The sequence below is a fragment of the Pseudomonas sp. P9_2 genome (genome assembly GCF_034008255.1).
In the GTDB taxonomy this organism is placed as follows: Bacteria; Pseudomonadota; Gammaproteobacteria; order Pseudomonadales; family Pseudomonadaceae; genus Aquipseudomonas; species Aquipseudomonas synxantha_A.
The window spans coordinates 5,354,381-5,380,930 of record NZ_CP125376.1 but is presented as its reverse complement, the minus strand read 5'-3'; the positions used below and the strand labels follow the sequence as shown (position 1 = coordinate 5,380,930).

Sequence of the window (26,550 nt, the reverse complement as noted above, 5' to 3'; positions counted from 1 at the left end):
GCCACTGGGTGCAATGTGGGAGGGGCTTGCTCCCGCTGGCGACCTGACAGTTGACCAGGATGTTGGATCAGACCGAGTACATATCCATTATTTAGGTAACGGCCACTATTGGTTCCGCTTTTACAGCGGGTCACTTTGAAAAGCGCAAAGTAACCAAACGCTCTTGCCCCACCACTCGGCACCTCGCTTAGGCTCGGTGTGCCCGTAATCCGACATGCATTTAGGGGGCCGCCGCCACGCGCCATCCATGGCGCGGGGCGGCTAAATCGGCATCCCTGCCGGTTTACCCCCCAAATCCCTGTCGAATTCCGGCCAGGGTGGTTTAACGGGGTGCCTGAGATCAAGATCAAAAGCAGATCAAGAACGAGAGCGGCTCGCTGCGCATCGTGGTTACCGTCGGCTGCTACACAGCTGTGTAGATACCCATGCCCCGATGGGGGAGTGTCAGTCAGGACATCTGTGACTGATCCACCGCCATCGGGAGCAAGCCCCCTCGCACATTTGAACTCAGGACAGCCGGCCGAATCGCGTCGGTTCAGAATTGATAGGTATAGCCCACGCCCACCGTCCGCCGCCGCGACGGCCCACCATAGGCCACCGGGTCACTGTAGAAACCATAGGTGTCATACGTCTGGTTCAACAGGTTGTCGGCAAACGCATACACCTCGCCAAACTTGCTCTCCAGCCCCGCCCTCAGGTCAAGCTTTTCATAGTTATCCAGATTGAAGTGATTCTGCGGATCGGCCGCGCGTTCGCCCACCAGGTGGTAGTTGAGGCTGGTGTTGAGGGTGGTTTCGCCGAGGCTGGCGAGGCTGCCCAAAGGATGTTTCCAGCTTGCGTTAAAGTTGCCGCTCCAACGTGGTACATCCGGGGTACGGTTGCCGGCGGCGACGTCGCCAGCCTGGATGCCTTGCACACCGCTGGTGATCTTGGCATCGAGGTAGGTCGCGCTGGCTGCCAGGGTCAGGCCGTAGTCGAAGCGCCAGCTACCTTCCAGTTCGGCGCCGCGGGTGCGGGTGTCGGCGTTGAAGGCGTTGGTGGCGAAGGTCGCCGCGTCGTAGCCAAGCAAGTGATCATCGTGCACGCGGGTGTAGAACAGCGCGCCGTTGAGGCTGCCGCGACGGTCGTCGGTCTCGCTCTTGAAGCCCAGTTCGACGGCCTTGCTGACGGCGGCCTTGTAGGGTTCGCTGTCGCTGACCTGGGAGGCATAATCATTGAACCCGCCGGATTTATACCCTCTCGCCAATTGCACGTAGACGTTGGTCTGTGGGGTGATCGCATAACTCAGGGCGACGCGGCCGGTGCCGTAGTGGTCGGTGAGTGTGCGCGAGTCGTCCACGGTGCTCGAGCCTGAGAAGTATTGGCCGTCGTAGGTCTTGCGGTCCCAGGAATGGCGGTAGCCGGTGGTGAGTTTCAGGCGCTCGGTGAGCGGGACAGTCACTTCGCCGTAGCCTGCGTAGGTGGTGGTAGTGAAGTCGCGGAACTTGGCGCCGGAGGTGCCGTAGGTGTTGCGTGGGGTGTCGTAGCTGCGTTCATTGCGGCTGGCGGCGACGCCGGCGACCCAGAACACGTCGGAATCGGGCAATGAGCCCAAGTGTATATCCTGGCTCCAGCTGCGCTCGAAGGATTTATCGACCACCCAGAACTCACCGGGCGTGCCATAGAGGGCACCCATCAGCTTGCTGTCGTAGGCGATCAAGCCGGTGAAGTCGGCCGTGCCAGTGGCGGTGGTGGAGGTCAGCCGGCTGTTGGCGAAGTCGTGGTCGACCTTGATCGTGTAGCGCTCGGTGGTCTTGTCGTTGTCGTCGAACAGGCCGGGCGTCAGATCCAGGCTCGGGTGGCTGCCGTAGGGGCGCAGTACCAGGGAATTGGTGGCGCGTTCGGTCTGCTGGCGTTCGGCGCTGAACAGTACGTGGGTGTCATCGTTGAGGTCCCACAACAAGCTGGCGCGATAGGCTTCGTTGCGCGGTTTGGTAATGGGGTTATGGGTCTGGTCGTTGTCGATCCAGCTGTCGTAGCCGGCACGTCGCACCGCCAGGCGGCCGCTGAGGCTGTCACTGAGCGGTCCGCCAATGGCGCCTTCGGTGAGGAACTGGCCTTTCTGGCCGACTTCACCACGCACATAACCTTCGAGTTCCCGGCTGGGTTGACGGGTGGTGATATTCACGGCACCGGCCTGGCCGATTGCGCCGGACAGTGTGCCCTGCGGCCCCTTGAGCACTTCGATGCGGTCGACATCGAGGGTGCCGAACCCCAGGCTGCGCGACGACACAGGTACGCCGTCGATATTGAATGCGACCGAACTGTCGTCCATGGACATCTGGTAAAGCGAACCGACACCGCGGATCAACACGTTGAAGTCGTTGGGCCCGCCGGAAGAATTGACGCTGACCCCTGAGGTATTGCGCAGGGCGCTTTCCAGGGTATCGAGGCGTTGGGTACGCAGTTGTTCGCCATCGACCACACTGACGCTGATCGGCACTTCCTTGGAATCTTCCTGGGCCATGCGCGCCGTTACCGTGGAGGCGGGCAGTTGCAGGGGTTCGCTGAGGGTGGCGGCGAAGGCAGGAGGGGTCAGTGTCAAAGCAATCACTATTGTTATACTATTACATTTGTAGCAAGATTGACGGGTAGCCGCCGTGTTGCATCGTGCAGACATGATGGGACCTTGACTGAGAGTTCTGATCGGCGTGCGTTGCTCAGGGGCAGCAGCAATCTGGCTTGGCACGTGCGGTACGCCAAATGCTAATAATTATCAATTGCAGAGTTCTACCCCGATGTGGTCTGATTCGAGCCGTATCCGGTCAGCCAGGAGATTTACGATGTCAGCCGTTCAGGGAGGCGCAGGAGAACCGATGCCGGTCTCGCGAATCATTACGGGAGGGTTTGGTAGCGATCTGGGGCCGGGAGCGCATTGCCGGGTCACGCGTATGACCCTGCAGGAGGGCCTGGACATCCTGCGTTGGCAGAGCACCTTTGAGCAGCCGGTAGAGTTGCCCTTGCAAGACGACAGCGAATGCATTCACTTCAGCTTCACCAACCTGCTAAAGGGCAAGGCCGCGTGCAGCTTTCGCGATGGGCGCCGACAACGTCGCTATGTGATTGATGAGGGCGCGGGCAGCATCAGCTTTGGCCGTTGCCGCCATGGCCTATATCACCAGCACGGCGAGATCGACAACATCACCGTCATGATCCGCCCCGAGTTGCTGGCCCAGTGGGAATTAAAGCTCGACCCGCTGCTGAACAAGGCATTGGCCTGCGAACATTGCTTCCTCGACGGCCATCGCAGCGGTGAAATGAGTGCTACCGCGCACATGCTCGGCCTGGCCATGGACCACGGCGCCAGCCTGCCATCGGCCCCGCCGCGCAGCAGCCTGTGGCTGTACGGGCAAAGTGTCACACTGGTCAGTCTGTTCCTCGAAGCGCGCCAGGATGGCGAATGCACCTGCCGCGTCAGCCACACCGACCGCCAGCGTCTGGTGCGGGCCCGCGATCGTTTGCTGGAAGACCTGGGCAAGGCGCCAAGCCTGTCGGAGTTGGCCCGTGAATCCGGCTTGAGCCAGCCCAAGCTCACCCGCGGGTTTCGCCAACTGTTCTCCAACAGCGTCTATGGCGTGTTCCAGCAGACGCGCATGATCCAGGCGCGCAGCCGCTTGATGAGCGGCAATGAATCGGTGATGCGCATCGCCTCGGACCTCGGTTATGCCAACGCCAGCCATTTCGCCACGGCGTTCCGCAAGCAGTTCGGGATCAATCCGTCGATGTTGAAAAATGGCGGGCGCGGCAGAGCCCTGGATGCCGGCTGACTAGAAGGTCGCCTTCACCTGCATTCCCAGCACCAGCGCGTTGTCGATGTTCTGTGCGGAAAACGCCCCCGGCTCGATGATGTATTGCACGTCCGGGCGCAAGGTCAGCCACGGTGTGGCCTGGTAGCCGTAGCTGAGTTCGATCAGCTGTTCAGCGTTGTCCAGGTTGGCGTAGGCCGCATCCGCATTATCCCGGCTGCGCGGGTTGGGCACTGCACGGCCATAACCGAGGGCGACGGTATCCCGTGGGCGACTGTCGAACGGTTTGTACAGCACCAGCCCCGCGCCATACCACTTGGTGAACGGCGAGGCTGCTTCGCTGGCGGCAGAGTATTGGCCGAAGGCGTGCAAGCTGCGGCCTTGGGAGGATCGGGAGGCCCACACCGCCTGGTCGATCAACAGGTAGTGACCGCCGCGGCCGCTGACGTCCTTGTTGCTGCCAATGCGTTTTACATCGGAACTGTCGTAGTAATAACCGAGTTTGTATTCACCCGGCAGGCTGCCCGCGTGCTTGTAGATCAGCTCGATGGGCACCACGGTGCCGGTGGTGTGCTTGGGCCCCAGGTGCCAGGCGCGGCTGGAGTTGCCATTGCTGGAAGGGTCGACGTTGAACGCCGCCACCCGCAGTTGCCAGTTTGGCGAAAAGTCATATTTCACCCGCGCGCCCAGGTGCGCATTCGGGTAGTTGGCCCATCCACTGCCGCCCGACATGTTCAGCGGATGCCCGCAGAAACCGGCGTTCATGAAGTTGCACAGAATGCCGCTGTCCAGGCCGCCGAGGTCATTGCCCATGGCCATGTAGCCGAGCTTGACGTTGAGTGCGGGGGTGAACAGCGTGCGCTCGTAGCTCAACTCGGTGAGGCGCGTGTAGAGGCCGCCGTAGTTTTCCTGGATCGGCAGGCGGTTGCCCACCAGGTCTTCGGAAGCGCTGTTGCCGCGCCGGTCGTTGATGGTCAGCTGGATGCGGTCGCCGTTGTTGAAACCGTAAAGCTTGCCCAGGTCGAACTGCACGCCGAGCTTGAGGTTTTGCGAATAGCGCGCCGAGCGATGCTGGCCGCCGTGGGCGTTGTAAGCGGTTTCGCCACTGTAGTCGCCGGTAAAGCGGATGCCTTGTGCGTCGAGTTCACGGCGCAGGCCGCCCCAGTCGCCGGTCAGGGTGGTGTCGTCGGCTTGAACGGGCAGGGCAGCAGTCAACGCCAGGCCGAGCACCAGGCGCCCAAGGGAGGTATGAGAAGTAGGGTTCATGCGGGGTTCCAAACGCAAAGCGCGGTGCGGGAGCACCGCGCGAACAGAGGGGGTTACGGCAGGGCGTAGGCGATCACGTAGTCGCCACGGTCGGTGGACTGGCGCGCGCCGCCGGCGGTGACGACGATGTACTGCTTGCCGGTTTTTGGCGACACGTAGGTCATCGGGCCACCCTGGCTGCCGACCGGCAAACGGGCTTTCCAGATTTCGTCACCGTTGCCACTGTTGAAGGCGCGCAGGTAGAAGTCCTGGGTGCCGGCGATAAAGATCAGGCCGCCTTGGGTGGACAACGTGCCGCCCAGTGTCGGCAGGCCGACTTTGATTGGCAGGTGCATGCGGATGCCCAGGGGGCCGGTGTCTTCAACCGTGCCCACCGGCACTTGCCAAGCAACTTTTTGCGTCTTCATGTCGATGGCGGTCAAGGTGCCGAATGGCGGTGCCTGGCAGGGAATGCCGGCCACCGACAGGAAGCGGTTCTTGTTGACCGCGTAAGGCGTGCCCTTGAGCGGCACGGCGCCCATACCGGTGTTCAGTGCTTCACCACCGGAAGAAGCCTGGGCCTTGTTTTGCGACGGCACCATCTGGATCCACAGCCCCAGGCGCATGTCGTTGACGAAGATAAAGCCGTGTACCGGATCGGTGGAGATGCTGCCCCAGTTCATGCCGCCGAGCGAACCCGGAAAGCTCAGGGATTTATCGGTGCCCGGTGCGGTGTACAGGCCGTCGTAACGCATACCTTTGAAGTCGATACGGCACAGCAACTGGTCGTACGGCGTAGCACCCCACATGTCCGATTCGGTCAGGGTCTGCGCGCCAATCTGCGGCATACCCACCGATTTTGGCTGGGTCGGGGAGTACGGTTCGTTGGGAATGTTCGCGGCCTTGACCGGCACTTCCTGCACGTCGGTCAGCGGCTTGCCGGTGGCGCGGTCGAGCAGGTAGATCTGCCCGGCCTTGGTGCCGATCACCACGGCCGGTACTGCCTTGTTGCTGCCCGGCGCAGTGAAGTCGATGAGGCTCGGCTGCATCGGCAGGTCGAAGTCCCAGAGGTCATTGTGGACGGTCTGGTAGACCCACTTTTCAGCACCGGTGGACGCGTCGAGCGCCAGCACGGAGGCGCCATATTTGTGGTTCAGCTGGGTGCGTTCCACGCCGTAAATGTCGGTGGAGGAGCTGCCCATCGGCAAGAAAACGGTGTTCATCAGCGGGTCGTAGGACATCGGTGCCCAGCTGTTCGGCGTGCTGCGCACATAGGTGCTGCCCGCGGCCGGCGCTTGCTTGTCTTCAGGGTTGCCTGGGTCGAACGCCCAACGCATCTGGCCGCTGATCACATCAAAGCCACGGATCACGCCGCCTGGCATATCGGTCTGCACGTTGTCGGCGACACGGCCACCGACAACGACGGTGGTGCCGGCGATCAAGGGCGCCGAGGACAGTTGGTAGTAGCTGTCCGGCACATTACCCAGGCCGGCTTTCAAGTCCACTTGGCCATGGGTGCCGAAGTCTTCGCAGAACTTGCCGGTGTCGGCGTCCACGGCGATCAGGCGCGCATCAATAGTGTTGGTCAGCAGGCGACGCTGGCACTGCGCACCGGCAGGCACGCTGGCGGCAATGATCGGCGAGCTGTTGGGCTGGGTCGGCTGGGCAATCGGCGCAGTGGCGTCGAAGTAGGCCATGCCACGGCAACGCTGCCACACCGCTGACTGGGCGTTGACCTCGTTCTTCCACAGCTCTTTGCCGGTGTCGGCGTCCAGGGCGATCAGGTTGTTGTGCGGGGTGCAGATGAAGACTTTGTTGCCGATCTGCAAGGGCGTCAGCTGGTCTTCGGCGCCGTTGCCGTCGCTGATGGCCACGTCACCGGTGTGGTAGGTCCAGGCGACTTTGAGTTTGTCGATGTTGTCGCGATTGATCTGGTCCAGCGCGGCGAAGCGGCTGCCGCCCTCGGTGTTGCCGTAGTGCGCCCAGTCTTTCTGTGCATCGGCTTCGGCTACCGGGGTGATGCCAGGGCCAGCACCGGTCGGCGCTACGCTTGGGTGAGCGACGAACATATTGCCTGCCGCCACCGCCACGCCGACTGCCAACAAAGCCGCGACCGCATAAGCGCCACGCGCCGGTTTGCCGGCCAGCAATGGATACACCAGCGCCACCACCACGCCGATCACCGCGAACATGAACAGCCGCGAGAACAGCGGCCAGTACACCAGGCCGACGTCGGCCACCGCCCATACGGCCGTACCGACGAGGAACGCGGCAAACCACCACGCCCCGGCAGGCTTGCGCCGAGCGATCAACAGGCCGGAGACAGCCATGGCCACGCCACCTGCCAGGAAGTACCAGGAACCTCCCAGGCTGACCAGTTTGGCGCCGCCCACGGCAAGCGCAAGGCCGAGCAGGGCGATGACAACGCCCAGGCCCAGGAGTAGAAATCTAGAGACGCCAGCGGCGCGCGATGCTCGTTTCATGTCGAATAGACTCGAGTGAGAGAGGGCAAAGACGCGATTTTAGCAAGATAAGTAACCGGTTAGTACATTGTGCCTCGTAATAGTCTTTTACAACTACGGCGATGATGCCTTGGCTCAGGCCAACGCATCGCGCTGCATCGATTGCAGGTTCTTCTCAATGGTTTCGCAAATCGCCTCCATCTGGATCTGATGTTCGCTGGAGTGAAACGGGCTTTGCAGGTCGGTGCCGATACGCTCGATGGCCAGCAGCATAAAGCCCACTACCGTGGAAGCCAGCGGGGTAAACCAGCCGAGGGATTCCACCAGGCCCACCGGTACGATCAGGCAGAACAGCGAGATAAACAGCCGCGGGAAATACACGTAGGGGTAGGGCAGTGGCGTATTGGCGATGCGCTCCATGCCGCCTTGGGCATTGGACAGGTCGACCAGGGTCGACTCCAGCCGCGCCAGGCGAATACTGTCCAGGTGGCCGGCCTTGTATTCCTTGGCCAGCAACGCCGCTGACCCGGTCAGGATGTCATTGGCAAAATTGTTGGTCGCGCCATTGCGGGCGAATTCCTCGGCCGGGATAAACGCTCGCACTTCATCCGGGCAGGGTTCGCCCTTGAGGTGGGCGGCCAGACAATTCACATACGCCACATGGCGGCGCAGCAGTGTGGATTTGATCGGATTCACTTCGCCGTCGGGGTCATCCAGCAGCGTCAGCACCTGGCGCGCAAAGCTGCGCGAATTATTGACCATCGCCCCCCATAACGTGCGCGCTTCCCACCAGCGGTTATAGGCGCTGCTGTTGCGAAAACTGATCAACACCACCAGCGCCGAACCCAGCAATGTCAGTGGCATCAGCGGCAGGTTGATCTTGGTGGTGAGAAACAACATGAAGTCCACGGTTACTGCCACATCCCACAGCAATAGCCAGAACAGGGCCCAGCCCACATAGCCCATGGTCTTGATGATCAGGCGGTATTTCTTCAGGACGGCAGCTTTCAAACGAGAACCTCGCGGCGGGCAATTGGCAACAATGCTCTGTTACGACGCCACGCAAGGGAGAAAGGTTCGCCGGTTGCTGAATCGATTCGTCGACCAGTCACTAGCTTCGGAGGATGTAACGAGAAGTTACGCGCAGGTGTGCGCACAGGGTCCACTTCAATCTGGAACAACTTTGGTACTGATGACGTCTTGTCCGGCAATCGCTGTACATTGCGTTCGAGGCAAAAAGCCATTAACCGTAGGGTTTACCACGTGATTTGTTTTGGGGCCGGGCTGCAGGGATTTCGTAGCTGAGATCAGTGGAATCAAGTTGGATGATCAGGGCTCTTTCATGCATGTCAGTTCGTTGAAGTCGGCTATGTGTAATACCGCGCAAGCGCTCGAACGTCATAAGGATTTTGAATCGTGCCTGAGAGCGCATTACCACGTGCTGCTCGTGCCCTATTCCCGAAGACCGTTTTTCTACAAGAGTGCACTTAAATACAGCCGTTTGATGGTGTCGTTTGCCTTATTGAGTGAATACTTCGCCACACCCTTACCGTTATTGTCGGAAGTTAAGACCCTGTGTGTGACGCGCAGGTATTGTTCAAAAAACAGCCTGGAATCAATGTTCCTGTTATTGCGGGCGCTGGGCTTCATGGACGTCGCGCCGCACCCCGAAGACAGTCGCTTCAGGGTCTACGCGCCGTCGGATGAGGCCTGTCGCGAAGCGCGTTTGATGTTGACCTCGCTCACCGAGTCATTGGCGCGGCTTTACCCTGAGCGGGCGATTTTCCGGCAAATGCGCGAGTTGGATGACCGTGGCTTCCTGTCCCTTTATTTCAAGGGCTTTGCCATTATCCTCGACGCCGATCTCACGGTGGATGTACTGCTTCCCGAGTGTTACTGGTTGGTGAAAAGAGACGCCGGGCATCTGTTGATGCTGGCGATTTATAACGATGCCTTCGCGCCGGAAAATGATCGGGCCACGTTCCGATCATCGTCTTACCTGGCCTTGGCCAAGCAACTTTCCGTGTCCAAGACCCACATTATTCGAATGGTCCAGGAGGGCGTCGAGAAGGGGTATTTCAAAGCTCACTCCAAGACCCGGCTGGAAGTGCTGCCGCCTTTTGTCAGCCTGGTAAAACGCTTTATGGCCTTTTCTTTTGCGCTGGGCCTGCATGCTATTGAGATGGGAGCGTAAGGATGCCTGCTAACTTGAAGTTAAGGCCCAGGATGCGCAGGTTATTGTCGCCTGCGGTGACCCAAGCGGAATGGATCGGGATCATTGCCTGGGTCGGTATCTGGCTGATTCATCCGGCCATGCAGTTCGACCTGTCCATGTTGGGTGTCACCATTGGCCTGTTGCTGGTATGCCGGGTTCACTCCAAAACCGCCAACTTTCTACTGTGGCGGATGCTGGGAGTGGCCTATATCGTGATGTTGTCCGTGGGGTTTGCCTATGTCATTGGCCTTAATCAGGAGTTGCGTATCTACGGCTTGCCCCTGGCCGTGACTCTGGTGGTGGGTAGTGCAATTTTGTTTATCAGTGTTCAGGACTATCTGGTCGGCGCCCTGTTGGTCTGGTCCATATTATGGTCGCCGATGCAGGCCGATATATATGCAGGAACACAGGCTTATCTGCTGATATTTTGCGCATCTTCGGTCTCCATCGGTTTTATCCTGAGTTACTCGTATTTGAAGAACCTGCGTTCGGTGCTGTTGGTGGAAAGCGAGTTTCGCGCCTTGGCCGAAACCGATTATTTGACCTCGATCCTTAACCGTCGCGCTTTTATGCAAAGCTTCGAACAGTTGCTCGACAGCGGCCAGGCTGGCTACTTCATCATGTTGGATATCGACAGCTTCAAGGCAAAAAATGATCTGTACGGTCACGATGTCGGTGACAAGATCCTGCGGGCCATGGCCGTGTGCCTGAAAAACGCCAAAGGCAGCCACAGCTTTGGAAGAATCGGCGGGGAAGAGTTCGGCGTGTTGTTGCAGGACGATGACCCGGCCTTCGCCCGTGAGTTCGTGCTGGGTTTGTTGCAGGCCATACGCTCAAGTGTTGCCGCGCCTCACAACTACACCTGCAGTGCGGGCATGGCACGCTTCGCGCCAGGTGACGAGTTATCGGCGGTGCTCAAGATGGCGGACAAAAATCTCTATGGCGCCAAACGCAATGGCAAGGACTGCGTGCACCTTAATGGCGTGTTGCTGCAGCCTGTTGCGTCCTGAGGGGCAAAACGCCCGCTAGGATTGCGCAAGAACACTCGCCAGCAACCCTGGAAAGCGGCCCTCAAGCTCTTCACGGCGCAACGAATTCATATGGGTGGTGCCCACATTGCGCGTGTGTACCAGGCCCGCATCACGTAACACCCTGAAGTGGTGGGACATGCTGGACTTGGGTCGCCCGCCATCCAGTTCACCACAGCTGGCTTCAGCCACGCCGGCCAGGCAGCGCACGATGTCCAGGCGCACGGGGTCGCTGAGGGCGTACAGCACGCGCTCAAGCGTCAATTCTTGCAGGGTAGGGTGTTTAAAGGCTCGCATGGGGCGGATCATAACAGGGGGGTAGCGTTCAATACCATAGTTCGATTACCATCGAACTATCGAATCACACACGCTTCTCTCGGAGTATCTGATGTCCGCATTGTTCGAACCGTTCAAACTCAAAGACGTTACCTTGCGCAATCGCATTGCCATCCCGCCGATGTGCCAATACATGGCCGACGACGGCATGGTCAACGACTGGCACCATGTGCACCTGGCCGGCATGGCCCGGGGCGGTGCCGGCCTGCTGGTGGTCGAGGCCACGGCAGTCGCACCGGAGGGGCGTATCACCCCAGGCTGCGCCGGTATCTGGAGCGATGCCCATGCCCAGGCGTTCGTGCCGATGGTCAAGGCCATCAAGGCCGCAGGTTCGGTACCGGGCATCCAGATCGCCCACGCGGGCCGCAAAGCCAGCGCCAACCGCCCCTGGGAGGGCGATGACCACATCCCGGCTTCCGATGCCCGCAGCTGGGAAACTATCGCGCCGTCGGCCATCGCATTCGGCGCCAATTTGCCCAACGTGCCGCGTGCCATGACCCTGGAAGACATCGCCCGCGTCCAGCAAGACTTCGTCAATGCCGCCCGTCGCGCCCGCGATGCCGGTTTTGAATGGATCGAACTGCACTTCGCCCACGGTTACCTGGGCCAAAGCTTTTTCTCCGAGCACTCCAACCAGCGCACCGATGCCTACGGTGGCAGCTTCGATAACCGCAGCCGTTTTCTCCTGGAAACCCTGGCCGCCGTACGTGAAGTCTGGCCGGAAAACCTGCCACTGACCGCACGCTTTGGCGTGATCGAATATGACGGCCGCGACGAGCAGACGCTTACCGAATCCATCGAGTTGGCGCGCCGCTTCAAGGCCGGTGGCCTGGATCTGTTGAGCGTCAGTGTCGGTTTCACGATTCCTGACACCAACATCCCGTGGGGTCCGGCGTTCATGGGGCCAATTGCTGAACGTGTACGCCGTGAAGCCGGTATCCCGGTGACATCGGCGTGGGGCTTTGGTACTCCGCAACTGGCCGAAGGCGCGCTGCAGGCCGGTCATCTGGACCTGGTGTCGGTAGGGCGTGCGCACTTGGCCGATCCGCATTGGGCGTACTTTGCTGCCAAGGAGTTGGGCGTGGACAAGTCCTCCTGGACCTTGCCGGCGCCTTATGCACATTGGTTGGAACGCTACCGTTGAGGCCAGCCAGCCGGTGATATGAGCCACTCGATTGAGTGGCTTTTTTTCGCCCGTGGTTTTTGCAGTACCCGCTCGATACAACGCCGATACTCGAAAAATAACAAATGAGAACCGATATCAAACGAGAATGTGCTGAGATATGATGCGCGGCGAATTATTGGCAGGTTTGCCGCCCCATCTGGCTCATTCACTAGGTTTACATCCATGCGTCGTACCCTGATTTCAATCTGTGTGCTCCAGGCGTTTTCCCCTTTGACCTGGGCAGAGGATGCCCCTGCTGAAAAAGCCAGTATCGAGCTGCAAGCCACCAATGTGACTGCTACTGCAGATTTCGAATCGGCGCAGGGCCCGGTTCAGGGCTACCACGCCACCCGTTCAGCCAGTGCGACGCGCACCGACACCTCTATTCATGAAACCCCGCAGTCCATCAGCGTTGTCTCCAAAGACGTAGTCGAGGATATCGGCGCAACCCGCCTGCAAGATGCTCTCGACTACGCTGGCGGCGTCGGTCGCGCCAACAACTTTGGCGGCCAGGGCCTGACCACCTTCACCGTGCGTGGCTTCACCACCAGTGAGTTCTACCGCAATGGTTTCCCGATCAACCGGGGTTACCCGAACATGCCGGATGCCAACACCATCGAACGCCTTGAGGTGTTGCGCGGCCCCGCAACCATGCTCTACGGTCGTGGCGACCCCGGTGGTACGTTCAACGTGGTGTCCAAGCAACCCTTGGCCGAACGCACCGTCACCCTGGGCAGCCAGTTGAATGACCAGGGCATGAAGCGCGGCACCCTGGATGCCTCCGGCCCTCTGGACGAAGAGGGCCGTCTGGCGTATCGCCTCAACGTGGTGGGCGAGGGCGGCGATACCTTCCGCGATCATGTCGAGACCGAGCGCTACGGCGTGACGCCGGTGATCACCTGGCAGGCCACCGATGCCACCAAGGTGACCTTCGAAGGCGACTTCATGCGCAACAACCACCCGCTGGACCGTGGCCTGACGCGTTTACCCAACCAGCGCGGCACGCCATCGCGCGATACGTTCTGGGGCGACAAGGATGCCGGCAAGCTGCACAACGACAACAACATGGCCCAGTTGCGTTTCGAGCACGCGCTCAACGACAACTGGACCCTGGGCGGCGGTTTCCAATGGTTGGACGGCAGCTTGAAAGGTAACGCCATTGAAGCCAACGGACCGGGCAGCCTGGGCGCCGATGGCCGTACCCTGCAACGCAACTTCAACTACCGCAAGCTGGAGTGGACCGACAAGGATTATCAGCTCAACCTGACGGGCCACTTCTCCACGGGCGGGTTGGAGCACACCTTGCTTACCGGCATCGAGTACGAGGATTACGACTACAAGTCGATCATCCAGCGTTCCAGTGCGGCCCTGGGTACTTACCCGATCGACATCTTCAATCCGGTGTACGGCCAAACGCGCCCGGCGCTGACTCGCACGCCCACCCACGATAAAGAAAACCTCAAGACCTACGCCGCCTTCGTGCAGGACCAGGTGGCACTGACCGAGCGTCTGAAAGTCTTGGCAGGTGCGCGTTTCGAGCGTTTTGAACATGACTACCAAAGTTATGTGGCGGGAGTAAAACCGTGGACCGCCGCCGACAACGCCGTCACCCCGCGTGTGGGCGTGATCTACGACCTCACCGACACCGTCGCGGTCTATGCCGACGCCGCCCGTTCGTTCAAGCCCAACACCGGCGCCAGCCGCGAAGGCGGTGGTTTCGCGCCGGAGAAAGGCAAGTCCTACGAGATGGGTATCAAGTGGGAAGCGCTTGATCGTCAACTGAGCGTCGACGCGGCGGTCTACCAGATCGAAAAGAAAAACGTGCTGGCCACCGACCCTTTGGACAATACCCTGAGTGTCGCGACCGGCCAGGTACGCAGCCGCGGATTTGACCTCAACGTGGCAGGCAACCTCACACCCGAGTGGCGTGTGATCGGCGGCTACGCCTACGTGGACGCCGAAGTGACCCGCGACACCACCCTGCGCTCCGGCACCCGCTTGATGAACATCCCGCGCAACAGCTTCAGCCTGCTCAACGTCTACGAGTTCCAGGACGGCGCACTCAAAGGGCTGGGCCTGGGTGCCGGTGGCAAGTACGTCGACCAGCGCGCCGGCCAGACCGCCAATACGGCCTTCTCGATGGACGCCTACACCGTGGTCGACCTGCTGGGTTACTACAAGGTCAACGAGCAGGTGCGTCTGAACCTGGACGTCAAGAACCTGTTCAACCGCGAGTATGAGGAAGGCGCGTTCGGCAATATCTACGCTTACCCAGGCGCACCACGCACCGTGCAGGTCGGAATCTCCTACACGCTATAAGGCTCTACACAGTACTAAGTGTGGGAGGGGGCTTGCTCCCGATAGCGGTGAGTCAGTCTCAATGTTTTTGACTGATACACCACTATCGGGAGCAAGCCCCCTCCCACATTTGCAGCTGCGTTACTGTCAGGTTTGACAGTAGACAGTGAAGGGCGATGGAGGGATGTTTACCGTTAACGTGTCAGCGTAGTGGTCGGCGCTTATTATTTTTCCAAACCACGCTTAATAGGGATATTAAAAATGGAACGGGAACTCCTCATTGAAACCGATGAACTGATTAAAAAAACCAACGATGCCGAGCGTCTGTTCACCCGATACGCCACCAAGTGCTACACCTCGGCCCTGCAAAAGTATGGCAAGGAGATCAGCGAGACTTCGTACACTTATCTATTGGCCGAGCTTGCCGAAAGTTCGTTGAGCTCCGAAATCCTCGGCCGGCCAGGTGCCAATATCAGCCTGGTCAGGATCGAGATAGAGGAGGTCATGCTCGAAGCCGACGTGATCAAGAAATTGAAACGGGCCGAAACCCACTATCTGGAAACGCTGGAATCGGTGCGTAAGTTCGAAGACCTTAAACGCTTCGAAAAAATGCAGGACACCTCCGATATTGTCCGCTCAATCAAACTGGGCGTGTCACGTTTCAATATCCTGTTTGTCATCCTGCTGATCGGCGGCTTGACGTGGGCGGCGATCAATCTGCCCAAAGAGGCCCTGGCGCTGATTTCCGCCGCTATCGGCGGGGCTATCACCCACTTGTTGTCCGAGCGCCAGGCGGTGCTGGCGCTGAAAAAAGAGGGCGATAACACCTGCCCCAGAGCCAACAATAACAATCAGGAGTGAGTGCGACGGGGTTGGGTTACAACGGCGTCAACACATTCATCACCGTATCCAGCGCCACCCGCGTGTCATCCAGTTGTACCAGCGAGGCATGCCTTGCGCCCAGCGCATCGCGGTTCTGGATCGCGGTGAGGATTGCCTTGTGCCGGGGCAGGCTCAGGCCCTGGATATCCGGGCGGCGGTTGGTGATATTGATCGACTCGCGCAGCGGCAACGAGAGCATGTTGCACATATAGGCGAGCAGGTCGTTGCGGGTGGCGTCGGCAATCGCGCGGTGGAAGTCCAGGTCGGCCTGCAACAGGTCCTCGTGGGTCTTGGCGGTTTCCATGCCCTGGTAGGCTTGTTCGATGATGGCGATGTCTTCATCGGTGGCGGTGGTTGCGGCCATGGCGGCGATTTCCGGTTCGAGGATGCGGCGCACCCCGGCCAGCGTATTGAAGAACTCACTGTGGGGCGTGGACTGCATCAACCAGGACAGCACATCTGGGTCGAGCAGGTGCCATTTCAAGCGTGGCCGTACCACCGCACCCACCCGTGGCTTGGAATACACCAGGCCCTTGGCGCTGAGCACCCGCGTCGCCTCGCGCAACACCGAACGGCTGACCTGGTATTCCTCGCACAGCGTGGCTTCCATGGGCAGCCGTTCTTCGGGCTTGAAGCGACCGGAAACGATGTGCATGCCCAGGTCCTGAACGATCTGGGCATGCTGGCTCTTGCGCGGCTTGGGCGGCTGGTGATCCATAACGACGGGCAGGCTCTGGCTTGAATTCGCCGCATCATAGCATCCCAATTAGTGGGAATGCCGTGGGACTTCCGCTCCGCGACAGCCCACCAGGAAGTCAAAGTCGCAGCCCTGGTCGGCTTGCAGCACATGGTCGATGTACAGTTGGCGATAGCCACCGACGATCAGCTTTTGCGGTGGCGCCAGATCAGCCATGCGCGCTGCCAGCTCGGCGTCGGGGATGTCCAGGTGCAGGCGGCCATTGGCGCAGTCGAGTTCAATCCAGTCACCTTCCTTCACGGCCGCCAACGGCCCGCCGGCAGCGGCTTCCGGTGCCACGTGCAAGACCACCGTGCCGTAGGCGGTGCCGCTCATGCGCGCATCGGAAATGCGCACCATGTCGGTAACGCCCTGGGCCAGCAGCTTGGCCGGCAGTCCCATGTTGCCGACCTCGGCCATGCCTGGGTAACCCTTGGGGCCGCAGTTCTTCATGACCAGGATCGAGTTGGCGTCCACGTCCAGCTCCGGATCATTGATGCGCGCCTTGTACATGTCGAAGTTTTCGAACACCACCGCACGGCCACGGTGTTGCATCAGTTCGGCGCTGGCGGCAGACGGCTTGAGCACCGCACCCAACGGCGCCAGATTGCCGCGCAGCACGCAGATGCCGCCGTCGGCGCGAATCGGGTTGTCGAGGGTGCGGATCACTTCGTCCTGGCCGTAGATCGGCGAGTCCTTGGTGTTCTCGCCCAGGGACTTGCCGTTGACGGTCAAGGCGTTCGGGTGGGGGATCAGGTTGGCCTCTCCCAGGCGACGCAGCACGGCAGGCAGGCCGCCGGCGTAGTAGAACTCTTCCATCAGGAAGCGCCCCGAGGGTTGCAGGTCGACGATGGTCGGCATGCCACGGCCGATGCGGGTCCAGTCATCCAGGTCCAGCTCCACGCCGATGCGCCCGGCGATGGCTTTAAGGTGAATCACCGCGTTGGTCGAACCGCCGATGGCCGCGTTCACGCGAATCGCGTTTTCAAACGCTTCTTTGGTGAGGATCTTCGACAACTTCAAGTCTTCGCGCACCATCTCGACCGCACGCATACCGGACATGTGCGCCAGCACATATCGCCGCGCATCCACCGCCGGGATCGCCGCGTTGTGGGGCAGGGACGTGCCCAGTGCCTCGGCCATGCACGCCATGGTCGAGGCGGTGCCCATGGTGTTGCAGGTGCCTGCCGAGCGCGACATGCCGCCTTCGGCCGCGAGGAAGTCATCCAGGGTGATGGTGCCGGCCTTGACCTGTTCGCTGAGCTGCCACACCACCGTGCCCGAGCCGATGTCCTGGCCCTTGTGTTTGCCATTGAGCATCGGCCCGCCGGTGACCACGATAGCCGGCACGTCGCAACTGGCAGCGCCCATCAGCAACGCCGGGGTGGTTTTGTCGCAGCCGGTCAGCAGTACCACACCGTCAATCGGGTTGCCGCGAATCGCTTCTTCCACATCCATGCTTGCCAGGTTGCGGGTCAGCATCGCGGTAGGGCGCAGGTTGGATTCGCCGTTGGAGAACACCGGGAACTCCACCGGGAAGCCACCGGCCTCGATCACGCCGCGCTTGACGTGCTCGGCGATCTGGCGGAAATGCGCGTTGCACGGGGTCAGCTCCGACCAGGTGTTACAGATGCCGATGATCGGCTTGCCATGGAACTGGTGGTCGGCAATGCCCTGGTTCTTCATCCAGCTGCGGTACATGAAGCCGTTTTTGTCGGCGGTACCAAACCACTGGGCGGAGCGTAGGCCGGGCTTTTTGTCAGGCATGATCGATTCTCTTATTGTATGACTATATGTTCTATGCGTGCTTAAACATAAGCGCAAAATCGCTGCTTTGGAAGTGTTGTTTTGTAAATAGTCCTACTATATAGTCTTTCTCAACTGAGGTATGACCCTGGCGGATTTCGCGAGAGGCGTCCCCCGAGCTTCTATAAAAACAACAATCGGAGATCGACCCCATGAGCCAGGAATTGCGGCTTATTCGGCGCATCACGCTGAAACTGATTCCCTTCCTGATCCTGCTGTACCTGATCGCTTACGTAGACCGTTCCGCCGTAGGGTTCGCCAAGCTGCACATGGGCGCCGACGTTGGTATCGGTGATGCTGCCTATGGTTTGGGCGCAGGGTTGTTCTTCATCGGCTACTTTCTGTTCGAGATCCCCAGCAACCTGATGCTCGACCGCTTCGGCGCGCGGCGCTGGTTTGCGCGCATCATGATTACCTGGGGCGCCATCACCATCGGCATGGCCTTTGTGCAGGGGCCGCACAGTTTCTACGTGATGCGCTTTCTGCTGGGCGCGGCGGAAGCCGGGTTCTTCCCCGGGGTGCTGTACTACATCACCCAGTGGTTCCCGGTGCGCCATCGCGGCAAGATCCTTGGGCTGTTCATTCTCTCCCAACCCATTGCAATGATGATCACCGGCCCCGTGTCCGGTGGTTTGCTCGGCATGGACGGCATTCTTGGCCTGCACGGTTGGCAGTGGCTGTTTATCGTGATCGGCACCCCGGCGATCCTGCTGACCTGGCCGGTGCTGCGCTACCTGCCGGACGGTCCCAGGCAGGTCAACTGGATGAGCGAGCAAGAGAAAACCTGGCTTACCGGCGAGCTGGAAAAAGACCTGCAAGCCTACGGCCAGACCCGTCACGGCAACCCGCTGCACGCGCTCAAAGACAAACGCGTGCTGTTGCTGGCGCTGTTCTACCTGCCGGTGACCCTGAGCATCTACGGCCTGGGCCTGTGGTTGCCGACCCTGATCAAGCAGTTCGGTGGCAGTGACCTCACCACCGGCTTCATCTCGGCCGTGCCCTATATCTTCGGCATCATCGGCCTGCTGATCATCCCGCGCAGTTCCGATCGATTGAACGACCGCTATGGCCATCTCGCCGTGCTCTATGTGCTCGGCGCCATTGGCCTGTTCTGCAGTGCCTGGCTGAGTGTGCCGGTGCTGCAGATGGCCGCGCTGTGCCTGGCGGCCTTCGCGATGTTTTCCTGCACGGCGGTGTTCTGGACCTTGCCGGGACGGTTTTTTGCCGGTGCCAGCGCGGCGGCCGGCATCGCCTTGATCAACTCGGTGGGCAACCTTGGCGGCTATATCGGCCCGTTCGTGATCGGGGCGCTCAAGGAGTACACCGGCAACCTCGCCTCGGGCCTGTATTTCCTATCTGGCGTGATGCTGTTCGGGTTGCTGCTGACCCTCGTGGTCTACCGCTTGCTGGAGCGCAAGCATGTACTGCCGGTCGATCAATTTGCTGCCAGCGCCCGTGGCGCCACACGTACTTAAATCCAGGAGAACCTGCATGCGTTTAGTTCAGTTCGAGTTGAGCAACGGTGAGCGCCGCGTCGGCGTGGTGGAAGGCAACACCCTGCGGGAAGTGCAGGGCGCACACAGCGTGCGCGAATTGGCCCTGGCCGCCATCGAAGCCGGGGTCAAATTGCAGCAACAGGTACAGAGCCTGGGCCTGGGCGCCAGTCATGACTACACGGCGCTGCTGGCCGAACTTAAAATCCTGCCACCGCTGGACCACCCGGACCCGGCCCATATGCTGATCAGCGGCACCGGCCTGACCCACCTGGGCAGCGCCTCGGCCCGCGACAAGATGCACCAGCAGGCTGGTGATGACAGCGCGATGACCGACACCATGCGCATCTTCAAATGGGGCGTGGAGGGCGGCAAACCCGCCGCCGGCCAGGCCGGTGTGCAGCCGGAGTGGTTCTACAAGGGCGACGGCAGCATTGTCGTGCGTCCAGGCGCTGCCTTCCCGGTGCCGCCGTTTGCCGAAGACGCCGGCGAAGAGCCGGAAATCGGCGGCCTGTATGTGATCGGTCATGACCGCAAGCCTTATCGCCTGGGCTTCGCGGTGGGCAACGAGTTCTCCGACCATGTGATGGAGCGCAAGAACTACCTGTACCTGGCCCATTCCAAACTGCGCAGTTGCAGCTATGGCCCGGAGTTGCGCGTGGGCGAGTTGCCCGCGCATCTGGCCGGTACCAGCCGCATCCTGCGTAACGGCGAGGTGATCTGGCAGAACGAATTCCTCAGTGGCGAAGCCAACATGTGCCACAGCCTGGAAAATCTTGAATACCACCACTTCAAATACAGTCAGTTTCTCAAACCGGGCGATGTGCACATTCACTTCTTCGGCACCGCCACCCTGTCATTCGCCGACGGTATACGTACTCAACCGGGCGATGTGTTCCAGATCAGCCAGGCTGAGTTCGGCGCGCCATTGATCAACGGCATCGGCGCGGTCGACGCGGTATTCGAACCCGGCCACGTCATCACCCTTTAAGGAGACCTACATGACCCAGTTCCTCGGCCACAACTACATCGGCGGCCAGCGCAGCGCCAACGGCAGCGTCAAGCTGCAGAGTATCGATGCCACCACCGGCGAAGCCTTGCCCCAGGATTTCTACCAGGCCACCCCGCAAGAGGTGGATGCCGCCGCCAAAGCCGCAGCGGCCGCTTACCCGGCCTACCGCGCCTTGAGCGCCGCACGGCGTGCGCGGTTTCTGGACGCGGTGGCCGATGAGCTGGACGCGCTGGGCGATGATTTCGTCGAGTTGGTCTGCCGCGAAACTGCGTTGCCTGCTGCCCGTATCAAAGGCGAACGCGGGCGTACCAGTGGCCAGATGCGCTTGTTCGCCACCGTGCTGCGCCGTGGTGATTTCTACGGGGCGCGTATCGATAAAGCCTTGCCTGATCGCCAGCCGCTGCCACGCCCGGACCTGCGCCAATACCGTATCGGCCTGGGCCCGGTCGCCGTGTTTGGCGCGAGTAATTTCCCCCTGGCGTTTTCTACCGCCGGTGGCGACACCGCCGCTGCGCTGGCCGCCGGTTGCCCGGTGGTGTTCAAGGCGCACAGCGGGCACATGGCGACCGCCGAGCGCGTGGCCGATGCGATCATCCGCGCCGCCGAGGCCACCGAGATGCCCGCAGGCGTGTTCAACATGATCTTCGGCGGCGGTGTCGGTGAAGCGCTGGTCAAGCACCCGGCAATCCAGGCGGTGGGCTTCACCGGTTCGCTCAAGGGGGGTCGTGCCCTGTGCGATATGGCGGCCGCACGCCCGCAACCGATCCCGGTATTTGCCGAAATGTCGAGCATCAACCCGGTCATCGTGCTGCCCCAGGCCCTGCAAACGCGCGCCGAGAGTGTCGCCCGCGACCTGACTGCCTCGGTGGTACAAGGCTGCGGTCAGTTCTGCACCAACCCCGGACTGGTGATTGGCATCGCTTCGCCTGCGTTCACCGCGTTCACGCAACAGGTCGCGCAATTGATCGGTGAGCAACCGGCGCAAACCATGCTCAACACCGGCACCCTGGGCAGCTACGGCAAGGGCCTGGAAAAACTCCTGTCTCACTCGGGGATCCAGCATCTGGCAGGCAGCACGCAAGTGGGCAACCAGGCCCAACCGCAACTGTTCAAGGCGGATGTACGCTTGCTGATCGACGGCGACGAAGTGCTGCAGGAAGAAGTGTTCGGTCCCACCACGGTGTTCGTCGAGGTCGTCGACCAGGCTCAACTCAGCGCCGCCCTGCATGGGCTGCACGGCCAGTTGACCGCCACGATCATCGGCGAACCGGCTGACCTGCAACAGTTCGCCGAGTTGACGCCGCTGCTGGAGCAGAAGGTCGGGCGCATCCTGCTCAACGGTTACCCCACGGGGGTGGAAGTCTGCGATTCGATGGTGCACGGCGGGCCGTACCCGGCGACCTCGGACGCCCGCGGCACCTCGGTCGGCACCCTGGCCATCGACCGTTTCCTGCGGCCCGTGTGCTTCCAGAATTACCCTGATAGCCTGCTGCCCGACGCGTTGAAAAACGCCAACCCGTTGCGTATCCAGCGCTTGGTGGATGGCGCGCCGTCTCGAGAATCGCTGTAAGTCATCAGGAGGCTTCATGTCGTTGAGCGCAGTCACCCCACACCGTGCCCGGTTGGGCGAAGGGCCGTTCTGGGATGTTCGATCCCAGGCGCTTTACTGGGTGGATATCGCCGCCAAACAGGCACTGCGCTGGATGGACGGGCAGTTGCAGGTTTGGCAGTTGCCCGAGCATGTCTCGGCGTTTATTCCGTGTGAAAGCGGCGATGCGCTGGTGACCTTGAGCAGCGGTGTGTATCGCCTCGACCTGGCTACCCAGGCGCTGACCCTGCTGTGCGTGGCCGACCCGCAGCCGGGCAACCGTGGCAACGAAGCGCGCTGCGATGCCCAGGGCCGGCTGTGGCTGGGTACCATGCAGAACAATATCGGTGAGCAGGGCGAAGACCTGCCCATCACCCGGCGCTCCGGTGGCCTGTTCCGTGTCGATGCCGATGCGCGTGTCACGCCGTTGCTCACCGGGCTGGGCATTCCCAACACGTTGCTTTGGAACGAGGAGGGTAGCCAGGTGCATTTCGGCGACAGCATGGACGGCACGCTGTATCAGCATTCAATCCAGTCCGACGGCCAGCTCGAACCCGCCCAGGTGTGGTTTGCACCCCATGAGCGCGGTGGGCCGGACGGCTCGGCCATGGACAGCGAGGGCTACATCTGGAACGCCCGTTGGGACGGCAGTTGCCTGCTGCGCCTGACGCCCGCAGGTGAGGTCGATCGCATCATCGAGCTGCCGGTCAGCCGTCCCACAAGTTGCGTGTTCGGTGGGCCCGACCTCACCACCTTGTATATCACCAGTGCCGCGAGTCCCTTGGATCACCCTTTGGACGGTGCGCTGTTGGCCATTGAAGTCGATGTCCCTGGCAAGCCTTGCCATCGTTTCGCCGGTTAAACCCAAGACTCAAAAACAACAACAAGAGGTGTCGTTCATGAAAAAGGTTCTACGCGTTCTGGCTGCCGCTGTTGCGTTAAGCAGCCTCAGCAGCATCGTATCCGCCGAAGAAGTGAAGATCGGCTTCCTGGTCAAGCAGGCCGAAGAGCCGTGGTTCCAGACTGAATGGGCCTTCGCCGAAAAAGCCGGCAAGGAGCATGGCTTCACCGTGATCAAGATCGCCGTGCCCGATGGCGAGAAAACCCTCTCGGCCATCGACAGCCTCGCCGCCAACGGCGCCAAGGGCTTTGTGATCTGCCCACCGGACGTGTCCCTGGGCCCGGCCATTGTCGCCAAGGCCAAGGTCAATGGCCTGAAAGTCATGGCCGTGGATGACCGCTTTGTCGATGCCAAGGGCAACTTCATGGAAGACGTACCGTACCTGGGCATGGCCGCGTTTGAAGTGGGCCAGAAACAAGGGGCCGCCATGGCCGCCGAAGCGAAAAAACGCGGCTGGGACTGGAAGGACACCTATGCGGTGATCAACACCTTCAACGAACTCGACACCGGCAAGAAGCGCACCGACGGCTCGATCAAATCCCTGGAAGAAGCCGGTATTCCCAAGGATCACATCCTCACCGCCGCGCTTAAAACCCTCGACGTACCCGGCAGCATGGACGCCACCAACTCGGCCTTGGTCAAGCTGCCGAGCGGCGCGAAGAACCTGATCATCGGCGGCATGAACGACAACACGGTACTGGGCGGCGTGCGCGCCACCGAAAGTGCCGGCTTCAAGGCGGCCAACGTGATCGGCATCGGCATCAATGGCACCGACGCCATTGGCGAATTGAAGAAAGCCGACAGCGGCTTCTTCGGTTCCATGCTGCCGAGCCCGCATATCGAAGGCTATAACACCGCGCTGGCGATGTACGAATGGGTCACCACCGGCAAGGAACCTGCGAAGTACACCGCCATGGATGAAGTTACCCTGATCACCCGCGAGAACTTCCAGGAAGAGTTGACCAAAATCGGGTTGTGGAAATGACCGCTGCGGCCCTGCGTTTTGACGCGATCGGCAAAACCTTTCCTGGGGTCAAGGCGCTGGACGGCATCAGCTTCACCGCCCACCCCGGGCAGGTGCATGCCCTGATGGGCGAGAACGGTGCGGGCAAGTCGACCCTGCTGAAAATCCTCGGCGGCGCCTACATTCCCAGCAGCGGCAGCGTGCAGATCGGCGCGCAGGTCATGGCGTTCAAGAACGCTGCCGACAGCATCGCCAACGGTGTCGCGGTGATCCACCAGGAACTGCATCTGGTGCCGGAAATGAGTGTGGCCGAGAACCTGTTCCTCGGGCACTTGCCGACGCGTTTCGGTGTGGTCAATCGCGGTTTGCTGCGCCAGCAGGCGCTGGCATGTCTCAAGGGCCTGGCCGATGAGATCGACCCCGACGAGAAGCTCGGGCGCCTGTCCCTGGGCCAGCGCCAACTGGTGGAAATCGCCAAGGCGTTGTCCCGCGGTGCCAACGTGATCGCCTTCGATGAGCCGACCAGCAGTTTGTCGGCGCGGGAAATCGACCGGCTGATGGCAATCATTGCGCGCCTGCGCGACGAGGGCAAAGTGGTGCTCTACGTGTCGCACCGCATGGAAGAAGTGTTCCGTATCTGCGATGCGGTGACGGTGTTCAAGGACGGTCGCTACGTGCGCACGTTCGAAGACATGAGCACGCTGACCCACGACCAGTTGGTGACCTGCATGGTCGGTCGCGATATCCAGGACATCTACGACTACCGCCCACGCGAGCACGGCGAAGTGGCGCTCAAGGTAGACGGCCTGCTCGGCCCGGGCCTGCGCGAGCCGATCAGCTTTGCGGTGCGCAAGGGCGAGGTCCTTGGGCTGTTCGGGCTGGTGGGGGCAGGGCGCACCGAGCTGTTTCGCCTGCTCAGTGGGCTGGAGCGCACCAGCGCCGGCAGCCTGCAGCTGTGCGGGCAAACCCTGCAATTGCGCTCACCCCGCGACGCCATCGCCGCCGGTATCTTGCTGTGCCCGGAGGATCGCAAAAAGGAAGGCATCATCCCGCTGGGCAGCGTCGCCGAAAACATCAACATCAGTGCCCGGGATGCGCATTCCACCTTTGGCTGGCTGTTGCGCGAAGGCTGGGAGAAAGCTAACGCCGACCGGCAGATCCAGGCGATGCGGGTCAAAACCCCGAACGCGGCGCAGAAGATCCTGTACCTCTCCGGCGGCAATCAGCAGAAAGCCATTCTCGGTCGCTGGCTGTCGATGCCGATGAAGGTCCTGCTGCTGGACGAGCCTACCCGCGGTATCGACATCGGCGCCAAGTCGGAGATTTACCAGATCATCCATAACCTGGCGGCCAGCGGCATTGCGGTAATCGTGGTGTCCAGCGACCTGATGGAGGTGATGGGCATTTCCGACCGCATCCTGGTGCTGTGCGAAGGCGCCATGCGCGGCGAACAACTGCGCGAGCACGCGACTGAATCCAACCTGCTGCAGCTGGCCTTGCCGCGCGGCCTGGCGAACTGAGAGAAGACCATGACCATTCAAAACAACGCGCTGCCCTCGGCACGCAAACCCCTCGATATGCGCGCATTGCTCGACAACTGGGCGATGCTGTTGGCGGCGGTGGGCATCTTCGTGCTGTGCGCGCTGCTGATCGATAACTTCCTCTCGCCGCTGAATATGCGCGGGCTGGGCCTGGCGATATCCACTGTGGGCATTGCAGCGTGCACCATGCTGTTCTGCCTGGCGTCGGGGCATTTCGACTTGTCAGTGGGGTCGGTGATCGCCTGTGCCGGTGTGGTGGCGGCGATTGTGATGCGCGATACCGACAGCGTGATGCTGGGCATCGGCGCTGCATTGTTGATGGGCCTGATGGTGGGGCTGATCAACGGCATCGTGATCGCCAAGCTGCGCGTCAATGCCTTGATCACCACCCTGGCGACCATGCAGATCGTGCGCGGCCTGGCGTACATCTTCGCCGACGGCAAAGCGGTGGGTGTGTCGCAGGAACAGTTCTTTGTGTTCGGCAACGGCCAGTTGTTCGGTGTGCCGGTGCCGATCCTGATCACCATCGTGTGCTTTCTGTTCTTTGGTTGGCTGCTCAACTACACCACTTACGGGCGCAACACCATGGCCATCGGCGGCAACCCGGAAGCGGCGTTGTTGGCGGGGGTGAACGTTGATCGCACCAAGATATTGATCTTCGCCGTGCACGGCCTGATCGGCGCCCTGGCCGGGGTGATCCTGGCGTCACGCATGACCTCGGGCCAGCCGATGATCGGCCAGGGCTTCGAGCTCACAGTGATTTCGGCCTGCGTGCTGGGCGGGGTATCGCTGAGCGGCGGCATCGGCATGATCCGCCATGTAATTGCCGGGGTGCTGATCCTGGCGATCATTGAGAATGCGATGAACCTGAAGAACATCGACACGTTTTACCAGTACGTGATTCGCGGTTCGATCCTGCTTTTGGCCGTTGTTATTGACCGTATGAAACAACGTTGATTCAAGCCTTCGGGAGATCAAATATGGAAGGGGCGGTGCAACGATTCGACTTGCCCCTCCCACATGTTCACCGAGCACGACCCATCCAGACGGGTGGGTGCCAAGGCCGTTACAAAAATCAAGCTTGCCCCTGCCT

20 protein-coding genes are annotated in these 26,550 nt (G+C 60.9%); 13 read left to right on the top strand and 7 right to left on the bottom strand.

Annotated features, from left to right (window positions below; genetic code table 11):
• Positions 1–535 precede the first annotated feature (535 nt).
• Complete coding sequence (locus tag QMK52_RS23680; protein WP_232289420.1) at positions 536–2,593, bottom strand: TonB-dependent receptor; 2,058 nt, start codon at positions 2,591–2,593, stop codon at positions 536–538.
• A gap of 229 nt (positions 2,594–2,822) precedes the next feature.
• Between QMK52_RS23680 and QMK52_RS23675 the strand changes: the two genes are divergently transcribed.
• A complete protein-coding gene (locus tag QMK52_RS23675; protein WP_157264151.1) occupies positions 2,823–3,806 on the top strand; it encodes a helix-turn-helix domain-containing protein in 984 nt (327 codons plus the stop codon).
• Here QMK52_RS23675 and QMK52_RS23670 read toward each other — a convergent pair whose 3' ends face one another.
• The 3 genes from QMK52_RS23670 to QMK52_RS23660 all read right to left on the bottom strand — a co-directional run bounded on the left by QMK52_RS23670 (position 3,807) and on the right by QMK52_RS23660 (position 8,503).
• On the bottom strand, positions 3,807–5,051 hold the full coding sequence (locus QMK52_RS23670; protein WP_005787463.1) for a carbohydrate porin: 1,245 nt from the start codon (positions 5,049–5,051) through the stop codon (positions 3,807–3,809).
• Between the two features lie 53 nt (positions 5,052–5,104).
• Positions 5,105–7,513, bottom strand: a complete 2,409-nt coding sequence (locus QMK52_RS23665; RefSeq protein WP_320403513.1) for a glucose/quinate/shikimate family membrane-bound PQQ-dependent dehydrogenase — start codon at positions 7,511–7,513, stop codon at positions 5,105–5,107.
• A gap of 114 nt (positions 7,514–7,627) precedes the next feature.
• Entirely contained in the window at positions 7,628–8,503 is an 876-nt protein-coding gene (locus QMK52_RS23660; RefSeq protein ID WP_005787467.1) for a bestrophin family protein, read from the bottom strand.
• A 331-nt stretch (positions 8,504–8,834) separates the two neighbouring features.
• On the opposite strand from QMK52_RS23660, the gene QMK52_RS23655 reads away from it, so the two are divergent.
• Entirely contained in the window at positions 8,835–9,686 is an 852-nt protein-coding gene (locus QMK52_RS23655) for a hypothetical protein (RefSeq protein ID WP_228309729.1), read from the top strand.
• 2 nt (positions 9,687–9,688) lie between these two features.
• Complete coding sequence (locus QMK52_RS23650) at positions 9,689–10,717, top strand: GGDEF domain-containing protein (RefSeq protein ID WP_194440491.1); 1,029 nt, start codon at positions 9,689–9,691, stop codon at positions 10,715–10,717.
• A gap of 15 nt (positions 10,718–10,732) precedes the next feature.
• On the opposite strand, the gene QMK52_RS23645 is transcribed toward QMK52_RS23650, so the two are convergent.
• Complete coding sequence (locus QMK52_RS23645) at positions 10,733–11,032, bottom strand: ArsR/SmtB family transcription factor (protein ID WP_005787473.1); 300 nt, start codon at positions 11,030–11,032, stop codon at positions 10,733–10,735.
• A 91-nt stretch (positions 11,033–11,123) separates the two neighbouring features.
• Here QMK52_RS23645 and QMK52_RS23640 point away from each other — a divergent pair, with 91 nt between their 5' ends.
• The 3 genes from QMK52_RS23640 to QMK52_RS23630 all read left to right on the top strand — a co-directional run bounded on the left by QMK52_RS23640 (position 11,124) and on the right by QMK52_RS23630 (position 15,395).
• Positions 11,124–12,215, top strand: a complete 1,092-nt coding sequence (locus tag QMK52_RS23640; RefSeq protein WP_005787474.1) for an NADH:flavin oxidoreductase/NADH oxidase — start codon at positions 11,124–11,126, stop codon at positions 12,213–12,215.
• A gap of 204 nt (positions 12,216–12,419) precedes the next feature.
• Positions 12,420–14,555: a TonB-dependent receptor gene (locus QMK52_RS23635; protein WP_320403512.1), complete on the top strand. Its 2,136-nt coding sequence runs from the start codon at positions 12,420–12,422 to the stop codon at positions 14,553–14,555.
• Between the two features lie 189 nt (positions 14,556–14,744).
• Positions 14,745–15,395, top strand: coding sequence for a hypothetical protein (locus QMK52_RS23630; protein ID WP_194440495.1), 651 nt, complete (start codon positions 14,745–14,747; stop codon positions 15,393–15,395).
• Positions 15,396–15,411: 16 nt separating this feature from the next.
• Here QMK52_RS23630 and QMK52_RS23625 read toward each other — a convergent pair whose 3' ends face one another.
• Positions 15,412–16,134: a FadR/GntR family transcriptional regulator gene (locus QMK52_RS23625; protein ID WP_005787481.1), complete on the bottom strand. Its 723-nt coding sequence runs from the start codon at positions 16,132–16,134 to the stop codon at positions 15,412–15,414.
• Positions 16,135–16,182: 48 nt separating this feature from the next.
• Positions 16,183–17,919: an IlvD/Edd family dehydratase gene (locus tag QMK52_RS23620; RefSeq protein WP_005787482.1), complete on the bottom strand. Its 1,737-nt coding sequence runs from the start codon at positions 17,917–17,919 to the stop codon at positions 16,183–16,185.
• A 191-nt stretch (positions 17,920–18,110) separates the two neighbouring features.
• Between QMK52_RS23620 and QMK52_RS23615 the strand changes: the two genes are divergently transcribed.
• From QMK52_RS23615 to araH, 7 genes are read left to right on the top strand one after another with little or no spacing between them, the layout of a single operon-like run.
• Positions 18,111–19,433: an MFS transporter gene (locus tag QMK52_RS23615; RefSeq protein WP_194440496.1), complete on the top strand. Its 1,323-nt coding sequence runs from the start codon at positions 18,111–18,113 to the stop codon at positions 19,431–19,433.
• Between the two features lie 16 nt (positions 19,434–19,449).
• Positions 19,450–20,442, top strand: coding sequence for an AraD1 family protein (araD1, locus tag QMK52_RS23610; RefSeq protein WP_320403511.1), 993 nt, complete (start codon positions 19,450–19,452; stop codon positions 20,440–20,442).
• 10 nt (positions 20,443–20,452) lie between these two features.
• Positions 20,453–22,033: an aldehyde dehydrogenase (NADP(+)) gene (locus QMK52_RS23605; RefSeq protein ID WP_320403510.1), complete on the top strand. Its 1,581-nt coding sequence runs from the start codon at positions 20,453–20,455 to the stop codon at positions 22,031–22,033.
• A 16-nt stretch (positions 22,034–22,049) separates the two neighbouring features.
• Positions 22,050–22,913: an SMP-30/gluconolactonase/LRE family protein gene (locus tag QMK52_RS23600; protein WP_078821053.1), complete on the top strand. Its 864-nt coding sequence runs from the start codon at positions 22,050–22,052 to the stop codon at positions 22,911–22,913.
• Positions 22,914–22,950: 37 nt separating this feature from the next.
• Positions 22,951–23,937 (top strand): substrate-binding domain-containing protein, encoded by a 987-nt coding sequence (locus QMK52_RS23595; protein ID WP_320403509.1) that lies wholly within the window; start codon positions 22,951–22,953, stop codon positions 23,935–23,937.
• Positions 23,934–25,436, top strand: coding sequence for an L-arabinose ABC transporter ATP-binding protein AraG (gene araG, locus QMK52_RS23590; RefSeq protein ID WP_320403508.1), 1,503 nt, complete (start codon positions 23,934–23,936; stop codon positions 25,434–25,436). Before QMK52_RS23595 ends, araG begins: the two co-directional genes overlap by 4 nt.
• A gap of 9 nt (positions 25,437–25,445) precedes the next feature.
• Entirely contained in the window at positions 25,446–26,414 is a 969-nt protein-coding gene (gene araH, locus QMK52_RS23585; protein ID WP_005787495.1) for an L-arabinose ABC transporter permease AraH, read from the top strand.
• The last annotated feature ends 136 nt before the right edge of the window (positions 26,415–26,550 follow it).

Coding starts and splice junctions, on each gene's coding strand:
- QMK52_RS23655 (WP_228309729.1), top strand. CDS start 8,835: ATGCATGTCAGTTCGTTGAAGTCGGCTATGTGTAATACCGCGCAAGCG.
- QMK52_RS23675 (WP_157264151.1), top strand. CDS start 2,823: ATGTCAGCCGTTCAGGGAGGCGCAGGAGAACCGATGCCGGTCTCGCGA.
- QMK52_RS23635 (WP_320403512.1), top strand. CDS start 12,420: ATGCGTCGTACCCTGATTTCAATCTGTGTGCTCCAGGCGTTTTCCCCT.
- QMK52_RS23625 (WP_005787481.1), bottom strand. CDS start 16,134: ATGGATCACCAGCCGCCCAAGCCGCGCAAGAGCCAGCATGCCCAGATC.
- araD1 (WP_320403511.1), top strand. CDS start 19,450: ATGCGTTTAGTTCAGTTCGAGTTGAGCAACGGTGAGCGCCGCGTCGGC.
- QMK52_RS23620 (WP_005787482.1), bottom strand. CDS start 17,919: ATGCCTGACAAAAAGCCCGGCCTACGCTCCGCCCAGTGGTTTGGTACC.
- QMK52_RS23645 (WP_005787473.1), bottom strand. CDS start 11,032: ATGCGAGCCTTTAAACACCCTACCCTGCAAGAATTGACGCTTGAGCGC.
- QMK52_RS23605 (WP_320403510.1), top strand. CDS start 20,453: ATGACCCAGTTCCTCGGCCACAACTACATCGGCGGCCAGCGCAGCGCC.
- QMK52_RS23615 (WP_194440496.1), top strand. CDS start 18,111: ATGAGCCAGGAATTGCGGCTTATTCGGCGCATCACGCTGAAACTGATT.
- araG (WP_320403508.1), top strand. CDS start 23,934: ATGACCGCTGCGGCCCTGCGTTTTGACGCGATCGGCAAAACCTTTCCT.
- araH (WP_005787495.1), top strand. CDS start 25,446: ATGACCATTCAAAACAACGCGCTGCCCTCGGCACGCAAACCCCTCGAT.
- QMK52_RS23670 (WP_005787463.1), bottom strand. CDS start 5,051: ATGAACCCTACTTCTCATACCTCCCTTGGGCGCCTGGTGCTCGGCCTG.
- QMK52_RS23665 (WP_320403513.1), bottom strand. CDS start 7,513: ATGAAACGAGCATCGCGCGCCGCTGGCGTCTCTAGATTTCTACTCCTG.
- QMK52_RS23595 (WP_320403509.1), top strand. CDS start 22,951: ATGAAAAAGGTTCTACGCGTTCTGGCTGCCGCTGTTGCGTTAAGCAGC.
- QMK52_RS23640 (WP_005787474.1), top strand. CDS start 11,124: ATGTCCGCATTGTTCGAACCGTTCAAACTCAAAGACGTTACCTTGCGC.
- QMK52_RS23650 (WP_194440491.1), top strand. CDS start 9,689: ATGCCTGCTAACTTGAAGTTAAGGCCCAGGATGCGCAGGTTATTGTCG.
- QMK52_RS23600 (WP_078821053.1), top strand. CDS start 22,050: ATGTCGTTGAGCGCAGTCACCCCACACCGTGCCCGGTTGGGCGAAGGG.